Here is a 13,002-nt window from a genome sequence, read left to right on the forward strand (position 1 = left end):
TTATGTACACTGACCATTTAGACGCCTAAATGGTTTAAATGACACATGAAAAAATTTATTTGCCACTAAACGCGCTGTCACTTTCCCGATTAACCCGGATATTTGCAGCCAGACTGTCGAGTGACGTATGCACAACCTGATTCTGTTTGACGATCCGACGATTCGCACGGCCCTGTTACCGTTTACCTTCACCCGGCCAGTGAGCGAAATTCGGGTTGGAATCTGCACCATCACGGAAAAATGGGCCGCGCGGCTTCAAAACCGTCCTTCGTTTCTGACCGAAGGATACCTGCAAAGGAAATACCCGATGCGGACAGATGCTGAGAGGTTTTTCGTAAACGGTGCGGTTTGCCCAACTAAGGCACTGATTGATGCGCTGAATGGATTGAATGTCGGGCAGGGATTGGTGAACCCGGATGGTTTGCTCCTGGCCTTGCGCACCGAAAAACCGCTCACCGGAGCTCCGACCGCGCAGGATGCGGAGACGCTGGCGGTTTTTGCCGAACCGCTGACAATCATCCAAAGTCTGCCGGATATTTTTGTGCAGAACGGCGAGCAGATTCGGGCGGATTTTGACCTTCTGACGGCGGGCCGGATCTCCCAGCCGATTACCGATCCCCACACCCGTTGCTACGCCCCCGAAAACATTTTCGTAGAAGAAGGGGCCGTCATTCGCGCGGCTGTGCTGAACGCCGAAAACGGACCGATTTACATCGGTCGGAACGCGGTGATTCAGGAAGGAACCGTCATGCTCGGGCCGTTCGCGCTCTGCGACCACGCAACCGTCAACTGGGGCGGCAAAATGCGCAGCAACACCACCATCGGTCCGTACACGAAAGTGGGCGGGGAGGTGAGCAACTCGGTTTTTTTCGGCTATAGCAACAAAGGCCACGACGGTTTTCTGGGCAACTCGGTCATCGGTGAATGGTGCAACCTGGGGGCCAATACCAATAATTCGAACCTGAAAAACGACTACACCAACGTCCAGCTTTACAGTTATGCCACCCACCGGCTCGAAAATACCGGTCGGCTATTTTGCGGGCTGATGATGGGCGACTACACGAAGGCGGGCATCAACACGATGTTCAACACCGGCACGGTCGTGGGCGTGAATGTCAACGTATTCGGGGCCGGTTTTCAGCCCAAACACATTCCGTCGTTTTCGTGGGGCGGTGGGGCCGAGGGCTTCACGGATTACCGGCTCGAAAAAGCCATTCAGGTGGCCCGCGAAACCGTCAGCCGCCGGGGTGTCGCCTTTGACGAGGTGGCGGTAAACATCCTGCGGGACGTTTACCGGTTTTCCAAAGAAATTCAGTAATGCACGAACGGAACGCGCAGGTATGCAATTCAGCGAAATCATCGGACACGAGGAGACGAAGCGGGCGCTTGTGCGGGCCGTGCAGACCAACCACCTGGCCCACGCCCAGCTTTTCGACGGGCCACCGGGCAGCGCCAACCTGGCGCTAGCGCTGGCCTTTGCCACCTTCGTCAACTGCGAAGACCGGCAAAGCGGGGCCGACGGACTGGCGGATTCCTGCGGCCGTTGCCCGTCCTGTACCAAAATGCAAAAGCTGGTTCACCCGGATTTGTCGATCATCATGCCCGTGGCCGGGAGCAAAGTAACCAGCGAAACGCTGCTGCCCGAATGGCGCAAATTTGTCGGTGAACATCCGTATCGCGTGCTGGACGAGTGGCTGGCGGCCGTCAACCTGAAACAGGGCAACATTCCCGTGGAGGAAGCGCGCGAACTGGTCGGCAAGCTGTCGCTGAAAGCGTACGAAGGCGAATACAAAATCGTGCTGATCTGGTGCGCCGAAAATCTGCACACCGCCACGGCCAACGCCCTGTTGAAACTGCTGGAAGAACCGCCCGCCCGGACGCTCTTTCTGCTGGTGACCAATCAGGCCGATAAACTGCTGATCACGATCCTGTCGCGGACGCAGCGGGTGGCCGTGCAGGCGTTTACCGACGAGGAAGTGGCGATGCACCTGCGCCAGCACCTGAATGTGCCCGAAAAACGCGCCCGTCAACTGGCTTACCTGGCCGACGGCAACCTGTCGGAAGCGATTCGGATGGTGAGCGAAGAGCCCGAACGGACCGAAGGCGAACCCACTGCCGACCGGCACGGCTGGTTTGCCGAATGGATGCGCTGCTGTTACCGGCAGGACCTGATTGCGCTCATCCGGCAGGCCGACCAGTTCGACAGCCTGGGCAAGGAAAAACAGCGCGGACTGCTCGATTACAGCCTGAGTCTCTGCCGGGATTTATTTTTGTGGAAACACGGCGCCACCGAACTCTTGCGACTCCCCGACGAAGAACGTACGTTTGTGGAGAATTTCAGCAAAGTGCTCGAACCGGTCCACCTCGAAAACATGGTCAGTCAGTTGAACGAAGCGGTTTTTCACATCGAACGAAACGTCCGGGCCAAAATGGTCATGATGGATTTATCGCTCAGTTTCAGCAGTTTGATCCGCAACGGAAAATGATGCGCTCCAAGCAAGCCGTTGCGGCTGAACGACCCCGGCAGGTGATCGGTTTTTCGGACCGGATCGATTTTCCGGATTTGGGTTGGACCGATGTCGAGTCGAAAATCGACACCGGGGCTTACACCTCCGCGCTGCATTGTACGGATGTTAAACTGGTGTCGAAGGGCGACCGTTCCCAACTGCGGTTTACGCTGATGGGCGAGCGGGGCCGGAAGAAGAAACAATTTGTAACCGACCAATTTCAGTACAAAACGATTAAAAATTCCTTTGGTCAGTCCGAGAAACGGTTTGTCATCAAAACCCGCGTGCTGATCATGGGGCGGCTCATCCGGGCCGAATTTTCGCTGGCCAACCGGGGCACGATGCGGTTTCCGGTGTTGCTGGGCCGCAAACTATTGCGTAACAAATTTGTTGTTGACGTATCACTCCAAAACGTTTCGTACCAGATGAAACAACAGAACCCGGCTTCCTGACGTTTGCCTGAAAGCCCGGGTTCGGTCTTCCCCGTTTCTGATCAACCGACTTTTCGTACACAACGTATATGCGTATTGCTATTTTGTCGAGCAAGCCCGAACTGTATTCGACGCGCCGGTTGGTGGAGGCAGCTGGGCAACACGGGCACGAACCCCTCGTAATCGATCACCTGCGGTGCCAGGTCATGATTGAAGGCGGCAAACCGGAGGTCTTGTACAAAGGCCAGCCGCTTGAACAGATCGACGCCATTGTGCCCCGCATCGGTGCTTCCGTGACCGATTACGGCTGCGCGGTGGTCCGGCAGTTTGAAATGATGAAGGTGTTCACCACGGCCCGCTCGCAGGCCATCACGCGGTCGCGCAACAAACTGCGGAGCTTGCAGGTGCTGTCGAAAGCGGGCGTCGGCCTGCCCAAAACCGTGTTTGCCCGGCACCCCAAGGATGTTGAGAACCTGATGACGCTGGTGGGTGGTCCGCCGGTGGTGATCAAACTCCTCGAAGGTACCCAGGGCCTGGGCGTAGTGCTGGCCGAAACCGCCAAAACCGCCCGGTCGACCATCGAGGCTTTTTACGGGCTGAAAGCAAATGTGCTCATTCAAGAGTATATTGCCGAGGCAAAAGGAGCCGATGTCCGGGCGTTCGTTGTGGGCGGCCGGGTGGTGGGGGCCATGAAGCGGCAGGGCAAGGAAGGCGAGTTTCGCTCGAACCTGCACCGGGGCGGCACCGGCCAGGCGGTTTTGCTCACGCCCGACGAAGAGTGGACAGCCGTCAATGCCGCCAAAGCGCTCGGTTTGCGGGTGGCCGGGGTCGATATGCTCCAGTCGCACCGGGGGCCGCTGGTGCTCGAAGTCAACTCCTCGCCGGGTTTGGAAGGCATCGAAAAAACGACCGGCATCGACGTCGCCGGTCAGATTGTTGAATACATTGAAGAAAAAATCCCCACGGACGAAGTGGACACGGTGGGGGTTTAAAACAATGATGAATTATGAATGATGAATTATGAATGGGCTGCCGCCATAAACTACGCGTGCGATCAATTCATAATTCATAACTCATAATTCATAATTCATTTTGAGTTATGAATATTAAAATTGGAACGCGCGGCAGTCGGCTGGCGCTGTGGCAGGCGTATTACATTCAGGATTTGCTGAAAACGGCCGGGGTCGAATCGGAACTGGTATTGATTGAAACCAAGGGCGATCAGATTCTGGATCGTTCGCTGGCGAAAATCGGGAGCAAGGGCGTTTTTACGCAGGAACTGGAAGACCAGCTTCGGGCCGGAACCATCGACATTGCGGTGCACAGCGCCAAGGACCTGCAATCGTCGCTGCCCGGCGATCTGTCGATCATTGCCTTCACCGAGCGCGAGCGGGTCAACGACGTGCTGGTGAGCCACGACAAAAGCCTGTCGCTGACCAGCGGCCGTGAGTTTGTGGTCGGTACGTCGTCGACGCGCCGGGTGGCGATGCTGAAGCACTTTTGTCCGCACATCAAAACCGTCGACATGCGGGGCAACCTCCAGACCCGGCTGCGGAAGCTGGAAGAAGGCCAGTGCGACGCCCTGCTGCTGGCCTACGCGGGCGTTCACCGGATGGAGTACGACGACCTGATTGCCGAGCACCTGCCGACGCGGGAGTTTACGCCCGCCGTGGGGCAGGGCAGCGTCGCCATCGAAGCCGCTTCGACCTTAGCCATCGACAAATTGAATACCATTCGGCAACTCACCAACCACGAGCCGACCGAAGCCTGCCTGAAAGCCGAACGGGCGTTTCTGCGTCGGCTGGAAGGCGGTTGCAGCATCCCGGTTTTTGGCCTGGCCACCTGGGAAAACGGCGAAATCAGTTTAACCGGCGGGGTGGTGAGTCTCGACGGCAGCGAACTGCTCCGCGACCGGTTTAACGGCCCCCCGGCGCAGGCCGAGCAGTTAGGCCACAGCCTGGCCGAAAGCATTTTAGCCAAAGGTGGGGACGAAATTTTGCGGGCAGTACGCCAAAACTTGTAACTTGTCGGCCGAAGTTCCCACTGTTAAATTTCTATGATTAAAATTGCCCAAACGGAAGCCGAAGTCCGCCGTTGCCTGCCCGCGATGGTGGCGCTGCGCTCCCACCTGACCGAAGAACAGGCCCTGGAACGGATTCTGTCGCTGCAGCAAACCGACCGCTACGTACTGGCTTACGTCGACAATACCGACCAGAATCCGGCCGAAACCGTGTCTCCGGCGGCCATCGGGTACCGGTACATGAATCTGCTGTTCAGTGGCCCAACGCTTTATATCGACGACTTATCGACCCTGCCCGATCAGCGCGGTAACGGCTACGCCAGCCAGTTGCTCGATTTTGTGATTGCCGAAGCCCGGAAAGCCGGATGTGCTGCCGTGACGCTCGATTCGGGCCAGAACCCCCAGCGCTACGATGCCCACCGGCTCTATCTGAACAAGCGGTTTAACATCGTTAGCCACCATTTTGCGCTCAAATTGTGATTTTTACCCCCAACCCCCTGAAGGGCAGGGCTGTTAAGTGCTCGAGTGATGAGCACACAAAGTGACAATTTCCGGGATTTTTCACCCCCAACCCCCTGAAGGGGGCTTAAATATCCGGATGTTTCAGCCCCCTTCAGGGGGTGGGGTAATTTAGAAAGACTTGAAATCATGCGAATACTCGTTTTACTGCTAAGCTTATGGATGGTTGCGCCGGTTTGGGCGAAGAAACCGTCCCGGAAAAAAGATTACCTCGTCACGATTACGACGGCCTTTGGCACCATGCGTTTGATTCTGTACGACCAGACGCCGAAACACAAGACCAATTTCATCAAACTGACGGAGGAGAAATTCTACGACGGGCTGCTCTTTCACCGGATCATCGAAAAGTTCATGATTCAGGGGGGCGACCCCAACTCCCGCACGGCCCAGCCCGACCAGGTGCTAGGCAACGGCGACGTAGGCTACACCATTCCGGCGGAGTTTGTGCCGGAACTGTTCCATAAAAAAGGCACGCTGGCGGCTGCCCGCGACAACAATCCCGAAAAAGCGTCGAGCGGTTGCCAGTTTTACATCGTTCAGGGTCGGGTTTGGGATGACGAAAATTTTCAAAAACAGACCGAACGCATTGCTCAGATGAAGGGCCGTCAGCCGACCGACGCCCAGAAGCAGGTCTACAAAACGCTGGGCGGAACGCCCCACCTGGACGGCAACTACACGGTTTTTGGCGAGGTTATTGATGGCTTAGCCGTGGTGGATAGCATTGCCAGCCAGCCCGCCAACCCGCTCAACCGACCGACGAAAGACATTCGGATGACGGTTTCGGGCGAGTGGATGAAAAAGAAAAAAATCACGAAACAATTTGGGTACACGTACCAGAAATAGGTGCGTTTACCGGACAACGTATGAAAAAACGTATCCTCATTACCGGTTCCAACGGGCTGCTCGGGCAGAAATTAGTCGACTTGCTGACCCAACAACCCAATGTCGAACTGATTGCCACGGCGCGCGGGGCCAATCGCCTGCCCGAGTCGGACACGTATACCTACCAATCGCTGGACATTACGGACCGCAAGCAAGTTCTTGATGTGGTGGGCCAGACCAAACCGGATGTGATCATCCACACGGCGGCCATGACCAACGTCGATCAGTGTGAGTCGGAGAAAGAGGCTTGCTGGGCGCAGAACGTCAAGGCCGTGGAGTACCTGGTGGAAGCCTGCCGCGCCCACGAGGTGTTTCTGGAACACGTGTCGACCGACTTTATTTTCGATGGGTCGGCGGGGCCGTACGACGAAGAAGCCCCGGCCAACCCGATCAGTTTCTACGGCTGGAGCAAATATGCCGCCGAGAAAGTCGTTATTCACTCAGGGATTCAATGGGCGATTGCCCGCACGGTGCTGGTCTACGGCATCGCGCACGACATGAGCCGGACGAACATCATTTTGTGGGTGAAAAAGTCGCTGGAAGAGGGCAAGACGATCAAGGTCGTGACGGACCAATGGCGGACGCCGACGCTGGCCGAAGACCTCGCGCTGGGCTGCTGGCTGATTGCCGATCAGGAAGCGGAAGGCATTTTCAACATTTCGGGGAAGGATTTTCTGACGCCCTACGAAATGGCGATTAAAACCGCCGATTACTTCCAGCTCGACAAATCGCTCATCACCCAGGCCGACTCCTCGACCTTTACGCAACCGGCCCGTCGGCCCCCGCGCACCGGTTTTATTCTGGACAAACCGCGCCGGGTGCTGGGCTATGAACCAAAAAGTTTCGAAGAAGGCATTGCCGTTTTGGCTGCGCAGATAAGATAGCCTGACCGCCCCAACTTCGATGTTCGGTGTTCGTTATTCATTATTCGATATTAATTACCGATTGATTGTCAGTGTTTTAATAACGAATATCGAATGTTGAATATCGAATAACGATGTTGTAAACCGTATACCGGAAAACCGAAAACCATAAACCCCCAAACCGCTATGAAACCGTTCCTTTTGCTGCTTCTGGTCTGTAGTTCGCTGAATGGCCGGGCGCAGTTGCCTGCGTCCGGGAAGAAGATTGTCGGTCCGGTGACCACCAAACGCGGGATTGTACTGAAAGAAGGCGATCAGGTTCGGTTTGGAGAAGGAACCCTGCCATCGGGCGGTTATCAGCACATTTATCTCTCGTTTGATAAATTTGGGCAAAAAGCCGCCTACCTGGAAGAAGGTTATGCCTACAAATACGCCACCATCCGGGAGTTTCGGGAGGTGGGTTCGGGCAGCGAGAAACGGCTGGTGGCGTTGATCCGGCCGAAAGGCGGCATCAGCATCAACCTCCGGGCCTTGGACCTCGAACCGGCGATGGCTGCGAAAGAAATTATCTCCATCAACGGCACGGCCATCAGCAAGTTGGTTTCGAAGAAGCAGATTTAAGACGTACTAAAAACCGCCCCCATTACCCTTTCCCGCTAGTTGCCTGGCAGACAAGTAGATTCGTTCGGTTGAAAGCTTACGCGAATGAATAATCCGGAACGTAGTACGAACTATCTGAGCCGGTTTTCACTCGACCGTACACCTAAACCGATTACGCCATGCTGGAAAGAACCGCGTTATCCCCCGAAAAAATAGCCACCACGCCCGCCGACCGTATCCGGAGATGGCTGATAAGTTTTTTGTTGCTCGCCGTCGTGTCTGTCAGCAACCCGGTTTTGGGGCAGGCAAACAAGGCCGTCACACAACCCGTTTTGCAGGCTCGTTCGGCAAAAATCATTGAAAAAGAGGGATTGAAATTCAAGGATTTAAACCGGAATGGGCAGGTCGATCGTTACGAAGACTGGCGATTGTCGCCCGAAGAACGCAGCCGGGATTTGCTGTCGAAAATGTCGGTCGAGCAGAAAGTAGGCTTCATGCTCATCAGCACCACCCGGATGAAAAATGACCGGTCGTTTGAAGCCGCCCGGAGTAAAGAACCGATTACGAGCGATTTTAACGAGGAGGACCTGGTGGCGGAAACAAATATGTTTACACGAAAACCGCTGCCCGCGCCGATCATGAATGCCGCCGGAACCACCAAAGCTGTCACGCAGTTTCACCTGCGGCATTTCATCCTTCGGGCCAATGCCAGCGCCCGGACCACGGCCGAATGGGCCAACAAACTCCAGACGCTGTGCGAAAGCGACGGCCTGGGCATTCCGGCCATCGTGGCCTCCAACCCGCGCAACCACATCACCAATGCCGCTGCGATCGGAACGAGTGTGGGCAAAACCGTCTTCTCGGCCTGGCCGGGCGAACTGGGCTTGTCGGCGATGCGGGATTTGAAACTGGTCCGCGAGTTTGCCGACATCGCCCGGCAGGAATGGGCCGCCGTGGGGCTGCGAAAAGGCTACATGTACATGGCCGATCTGGCAACCGAACCCCGCTGGCAGCGCGTCGACGGCACGTTTGGCGAAAATGCCAACTGGGCGGGGCAGATGATGACGCAGATTGTGCTGGGCTTTCAGGGAACCAAATTAGGGCCGGGTTCGGTGGCGCTGACGACCAAGCATTTTCCGGGCGGGGGCGCGGGCAAAGGCGGACAGGACCCGCACTTTGACTGGGGCAAAGAAGAGGTATTTCCGGGTGGGATGCTGGAAAACAACCTGATCCCGTTCAAAGCCGCCATTGCCGCCGGAACTTCGGCCATCATGCCCTATTATTCCATGCCGGTTGGGACGAAATACGAACCTATTGCCTACGCCTACAACCGCGCCGTGATTCACGATCTGCTCCGGACGCAACTCGGTTTCAAAGGCATCATCAATTCCGACACCGGCCCCATCGAAATGATGCCCTGGGGAGCCGAGAACCTGTCGATCAAGGAACGCTACAAACGGACGCTGGAAGCCGGGGTGAACTTGTATTCCGGAACGGCCGACCCCACGCTGTTGCTGGAAACCGTCAAAAGCGGAATGGTGGAAATAAAGCTGGTCGACGACTCGGTGCTGCGGTTGCTGATGGAAAAATTTGCGCTGGGGCTGTTTGAGAATCCGTACGTGGATGTGGAAGCCGCCGAACGGCTGGTCGGGAACGCCAGCTTTCAGGCCCGGGCCGATCTGGCGCACCGCAAATCCATCGTCCTGCTCCGAAACGAAGCCAAAACCCTGCCGTTGAAGGCCAAAACGAAGGTGTATTTTGAGGTGTACCAGAAACGCCCCGGCGAAACCGGACCGGGTGAGGTTGTTACGCCCGAAAAACCGTATTCCGTCGACTTTGTCAAAACGCCCGAAGAAGCCGATGTGATTCTGCTCTGGATCCGGCCCGGCGGCCGGTCGCTGTTTGGCTCCGATGGTTCTCCGCTTGCCCTTTCGTTGTCGAAAAACGGGGTCGATGTGGGGTACATCAACCAGTTGACCGCCAAAAAACCGACGCTGCTGGCCCTCAACTACTCAAACCCCTGGGTGATCGATGAAATTTACAAAACCGATGCGCAAAACCGAATAAAAGGCGTACTGGCGACGTTCGGTACTACGCCCGATGCCTTGCTGGACATTGTGACCGGCCGGTTTAAACCGACCGGAAAGATGCCGTTTACGACCCCGGTTTCCGAAGCAGCCGCCCAGAACCAGAAGGAAGACGTGCCCGGCTACCAGGAGGGCGCGGGCTACGCATTGTTCAAGTACGACGAAGGGTTGACGTATTGAGCCCATGATAGGCAAAACCGCCGGGCTGACCAAACTTCGGGATCGTTTTTGGGTGGGCATAGCGGTAGTGCTGGGTATCTTGCTGCTGGTCTACGCGCTCGGGATGTGGCCGCGCAAAGCCGTGTCACAACGGGCCGATCTGCATTTGTACTATTCAGTTTCCGGGCAACTTGTCGCGGGAAAGCTGCCGTATCGTGATTTTTCCCTGGAATATCCGCCACTAGTCCTGGTTCCGCTAGTCATCCCACACCTGATTTTACCCGGAAAACCGGTGAGTTACCCGACCTATGTGTGGTTGTATACAGTGACCGGGTTGCTGACGGTAGCGTTACTCGGCTGGTTACTGTGGCTATTGGCAAAAACGTGGCCCGGAATACGCTCGGTCAGGCCAATTCTGACGGTCTATCTGTTGCTGGTGTTGCTGAATCGTGATTTTATTTTCTGGCGGTACGATCTTTTTCCGGCCTTGCTGACTTTTCTTGCTTTTCGCGCGGTTGTTCACCAAAAACCGTTGCGGGCTGGTTTCTGGCTCGGATTGGCGGTTTTGGCTAAACTATACCCGGTTATCCTCGCACCGGTTTTGGGCCTGTACTACCTGCTGAGCAACCAATACCGGGCCGGGATTCGCTTCCTGGCCGGAACCGGGTTGACGCTGAGCCTCGTTCTGCTGCCGCTCCTGTGGGCTTCTGACAACCAGATACTTCGCTTCCTGACCTACCATCAGGCACGGGGTTTACAGATCGAGAGCGTGGCCGCCGGGCTGCTGCTCTTATGGCAACTGCCTGACCTGAAGGCGGTCAGCACTGAATTCAATTATGGGGCTTTTCACCTGATTGCTGCCGGTACCAACGCGGTTTTGACGGTGTTGCCGGGGCTGTTTCTGGCGGGGTTTAGCGGCCTGTTACTTCTTTGCGCGAAACGGTTCCAAAGCGAAGTCCGCCAGGCCGGGGCCATTTCGGCGGAAAACCTGCTGCGGTTTCTGGTGGCGGCTCTGCTGGTCTTTATCGGGGCCAATAAAGTGTTTTCTCCGCAGTATCTGGTCTGGCTGCTGCCTTTCGTTCCCTTTTTGTCGATCGGTCAGTTTGGAGTGTTCGTTGGTATCCTGATGCTAACCAACCTCATCTACCCGGTTTTTTACAGCAAGCTGATCGATCCGACGCCCATTGGCATCGGACTGCTCAACCTGCGGAATCTGTTGCTGCTGGGCTGGCTGGTCAGTTTGCTGATGAAAAAAGCCCCTGGTGATCACCAGAGGCCAAACGAGCTGTGGCGTGAACCGGATCAAGGCTCTATTCCTGATACCGCCCAACCACCGTTGTGATACTCCGGGCGGCAGCGGTAATCTGTCCCCGCGAGGTTTCGGCGACGGGGGCCAGATCGGTTTTGGATGAGGTCTGGTAAATCCGGACGCCTGATATGGTCCCGGTCGTCAGTTGGGTGGCAACGTCGATGGGTCGTTGGGTGGTATTGACAATGACCGTGACGAGTTGCCCATCCGGGTTGCGGAACGACGAGATTTGCACACCCTCGGTTCTTGCCGGAGCCACGGTTTCGACCCGCACCGCACCGGGGCGGATAAACCGGCTATAGTGACCCAGCGCCCAGAGCATTTTCGACGATTGGTAACGACCTTCGGTTTTATTTTTATCGACGTACACCAGCCCATCCTTGTAATTGTAGGGCGAAAGCGCAATCCACCAGTGCCAGGCCGACGCATTGGCCTGCGTCAGGTCGTTGTGAATGACCGAGGCTACGTACAGCGCCGGGTCGATGCCCAAATCGCGCCCGTTGCCCTGAATCTCGCCGTCGTTATCGCCCAGGATGCAATATTCCGACATCCAGTAGTTCAACCCAGCCTGGGCTGCCAAACCGGCCGCAAGCTGCTTTCGTTTATCGACGGCGGTTTTCTGGGGAGACGTCGTAAAATAACTGTGGCCGGAAATGGCCCGGGTCAGGTTCGGCAGATCGCCCACATAATCCGGCGACGATTTCTGAAAAAAATCCGTAATCTGATTGCTGCGGCCCGGTCGGTTGTGGTCCGCGTAGAGATAGTCGATTTGTCCGGCTTCGGCGATGTTGATTTTGGTCGGTAGGTTGTGCTTTAGCAAAGCCGCACTGAGCGAGCGGGTTAAGCCGGCAATCTGGTTGTTGTAAAAGGGTGTACCCTCCTGTCCGCCGTCGCTCCAGTCCCACTGCGGTTCGTTGACCGGGCTTACATACTGAAAAGTAATCCCGGTTTTGTCGCGGACACCGGCTACCACCTTCGCCAGAAACTCGGCATAGCGGTCGAACTGGTCGGGGTTGAGGTTCGGCTGGCCGTTGTGGGCGTAGCCTTTCCGGTTGGTCGTCAACTGAACCGGTGGGCTATTCGGAAAGGCCAGAAATTCGGCGACGCCCCGCTGTTTGGCAGCCTGCAAAAACCAGAGCTGACCGGTTTGCTTGTTCCAGTTGTAGGTACCGTCGTTGTTCAGAAATGATTCGGCCCGGCGCCACTCGTCCCGGATGCCGCTGGCGTCGCCCTGCTCGGCGGTTCCGGCCCCGATGTTAAACCGCCAGAGCGACAGGCCAATGCCTTTCGGCTGACCGGTTGGCAAGGTGTCGCGGCTGAACAACAGGTCGGCAATTCCGTTTCGGGCTTCGTCGGGCCAGTTGCCCACAAACTGACAGGCCCAGGCATCCGAAGCGCCGAAGTGCTCAATGGTCTGGTATGTTTTTCGGGGATTAATGGTGAGCGTAACAGCCTGATTCCCGGCGGGTTGCTCCGGTTTTTCGGCGGTGTGATCGGCTTTGCAGCCCGTGATCGTCAACAGGCTGAGCAGAAAGACGGAAAGGAAGGGGCGGTTTTTGGCAGTCATGACAAATGAAAACTCCCGCAAAGGTTAGAAGAACGTCGGGGCTGGAAAAGAACCGGTC

At 56.4% G+C, this 13,002-nt stretch carries 12 protein-coding genes; 11 read left to right on the forward strand and 1 reads right to left on the reverse strand.

Translation table 11 applies throughout. The features are described 5' to 3' along the window. The first annotated feature begins 127 nt into the window (after positions 1 to 127). The 11 genes from ACO2Q8_RS12970 (at position 128) to ACO2Q8_RS13020 (ending at position 11,410) form a co-directional block, all read left to right on the forward strand. Positions 128 to 1,318 (forward strand): putative sugar nucleotidyl transferase, encoded by a 1,191-nt coding sequence (locus ACO2Q8_RS12970; RefSeq protein ID WP_423345240.1) that lies wholly within the window; start codon positions 128 to 130, stop codon positions 1,316 to 1,318. A 22-nt stretch (positions 1,319 to 1,340) separates the two neighbouring features. Next, complete coding sequence (locus ACO2Q8_RS12975; RefSeq protein ID WP_423345241.1) at positions 1,341 to 2,486, forward strand: ATP-binding protein; 1,146 nt, start codon at positions 1,341 to 1,343, stop codon at positions 2,484 to 2,486. Then, complete coding sequence (locus ACO2Q8_RS12980; RefSeq protein WP_423345242.1) at positions 2,483 to 2,959, forward strand: ATP-dependent zinc protease; 477 nt, start codon at positions 2,483 to 2,485, stop codon at positions 2,957 to 2,959. The genes ACO2Q8_RS12975 and ACO2Q8_RS12980 overlap by 4 nt, the downstream gene beginning before the upstream one ends. 68 nt (positions 2,960 to 3,027) lie before the next feature. Beyond that, entirely contained in the window at positions 3,028 to 3,930 is a 903-nt protein-coding gene (rimK, locus tag ACO2Q8_RS12985; RefSeq protein ID WP_423345243.1) for a 30S ribosomal protein S6--L-glutamate ligase, read from the forward strand. Positions 3,931 to 4,037: 107 nt separating this feature from the next. Further along, positions 4,038 to 4,961 (forward strand): hydroxymethylbilane synthase, encoded by a 924-nt coding sequence (hemC, locus tag ACO2Q8_RS12990; RefSeq protein ID WP_423345244.1) that lies wholly within the window; start codon positions 4,038 to 4,040, stop codon positions 4,959 to 4,961. A gap of 33 nt (positions 4,962 to 4,994) precedes the next feature. Continuing rightward, on the forward strand, positions 4,995 to 5,438 hold the full coding sequence (locus ACO2Q8_RS12995) for a GNAT family N-acetyltransferase (RefSeq protein WP_423345245.1): 444 nt from the start codon (positions 4,995 to 4,997) through the stop codon (positions 5,436 to 5,438). 168 nt (positions 5,439 to 5,606) lie between these two features. Then, entirely contained in the window at positions 5,607 to 6,320 is a 714-nt protein-coding gene (locus ACO2Q8_RS13000) for a peptidylprolyl isomerase (RefSeq protein ID WP_423345246.1), read from the forward strand. 20 nt (positions 6,321 to 6,340) lie between these two features. Beyond that, positions 6,341 to 7,243 (forward strand): SDR family oxidoreductase, encoded by a 903-nt coding sequence (locus tag ACO2Q8_RS13005; protein ID WP_423345247.1) that lies wholly within the window; start codon positions 6,341 to 6,343, stop codon positions 7,241 to 7,243. A 165-nt stretch (positions 7,244 to 7,408) separates the two neighbouring features. Next, positions 7,409 to 7,843, forward strand: a complete 435-nt coding sequence (locus tag ACO2Q8_RS13010) for a hypothetical protein (protein WP_423345248.1) — start codon at positions 7,409 to 7,411, stop codon at positions 7,841 to 7,843. A gap of 158 nt (positions 7,844 to 8,001) precedes the next feature. Further along, complete coding sequence (locus ACO2Q8_RS13015) at positions 8,002 to 10,089, forward strand: glycoside hydrolase family 3 N-terminal domain-containing protein (RefSeq protein ID WP_423345249.1); 2,088 nt, start codon at positions 8,002 to 8,004, stop codon at positions 10,087 to 10,089. Positions 10,090 to 10,093: 4 nt separating this feature from the next. Then, on the forward strand, positions 10,094 to 11,410 hold the full coding sequence (locus tag ACO2Q8_RS13020; RefSeq protein WP_423345250.1) for a glycosyltransferase 87 family protein: 1,317 nt from the start codon (positions 10,094 to 10,096) through the stop codon (positions 11,408 to 11,410). On the opposite strand, the gene ACO2Q8_RS13025 is transcribed toward ACO2Q8_RS13020, so the two are convergent. After that, positions 11,379 to 12,944 (reverse strand): glycoside hydrolase family 30 protein, encoded by a 1,566-nt coding sequence (locus tag ACO2Q8_RS13025; RefSeq protein WP_423345251.1) that lies wholly within the window; start codon positions 12,942 to 12,944, stop codon positions 11,379 to 11,381. The two genes, ACO2Q8_RS13020 and ACO2Q8_RS13025, sit on opposite strands and share 32 nt — an antisense overlap. Positions 12,945 to 13,002 lie beyond the last annotated feature (58 nt).

It is taken from the genome of Larkinella sp. VNQ87, assembly GCF_049445795.1.
Taxonomy (GTDB): domain Bacteria; phylum Bacteroidota; class Bacteroidia; order Cytophagales; family Spirosomataceae; genus Larkinella.

Bases quoted from the DNA above. Each gene is read 5' to 3' on its own strand.
- ACO2Q8_RS12970 (WP_423345240.1), top strand. From the start codon at position 128: ATGCACAACCTGATTCTGTTTGACGATCCGACGATTCGCACGGCCCTG.
- ACO2Q8_RS12975 (WP_423345241.1), top strand. From the start codon at position 1,341: ATGCAATTCAGCGAAATCATCGGACACGAGGAGACGAAGCGGGCGCTT.
- ACO2Q8_RS12980 (WP_423345242.1), top strand. From the start codon at position 2,483: ATGATGCGCTCCAAGCAAGCCGTTGCGGCTGAACGACCCCGGCAGGTG.
- rimK (WP_423345243.1), top strand. From the start codon at position 3,028: ATGCGTATTGCTATTTTGTCGAGCAAGCCCGAACTGTATTCGACGCGC.
- hemC (WP_423345244.1), top strand. From the start codon at position 4,038: ATGAATATTAAAATTGGAACGCGCGGCAGTCGGCTGGCGCTGTGGCAG.
- ACO2Q8_RS12995 (WP_423345245.1), top strand. From the start codon at position 4,995: ATGATTAAAATTGCCCAAACGGAAGCCGAAGTCCGCCGTTGCCTGCCC.
- ACO2Q8_RS13000 (WP_423345246.1), top strand. From the start codon at position 5,607: ATGCGAATACTCGTTTTACTGCTAAGCTTATGGATGGTTGCGCCGGTT.
- ACO2Q8_RS13005 (WP_423345247.1), top strand. From the start codon at position 6,341: ATGAAAAAACGTATCCTCATTACCGGTTCCAACGGGCTGCTCGGGCAG.
- ACO2Q8_RS13010 (WP_423345248.1), top strand. From the start codon at position 7,409: ATGAAACCGTTCCTTTTGCTGCTTCTGGTCTGTAGTTCGCTGAATGGC.
- ACO2Q8_RS13015 (WP_423345249.1), top strand. From the start codon at position 8,002: ATGCTGGAAAGAACCGCGTTATCCCCCGAAAAAATAGCCACCACGCCC.
- ACO2Q8_RS13020 (WP_423345250.1), top strand. From the start codon at position 10,094: ATGATAGGCAAAACCGCCGGGCTGACCAAACTTCGGGATCGTTTTTGG.
- ACO2Q8_RS13025 (WP_423345251.1), bottom strand. From the start codon at position 12,944: ATGACTGCCAAAAACCGCCCCTTCCTTTCCGTCTTTCTGCTCAGCCTG.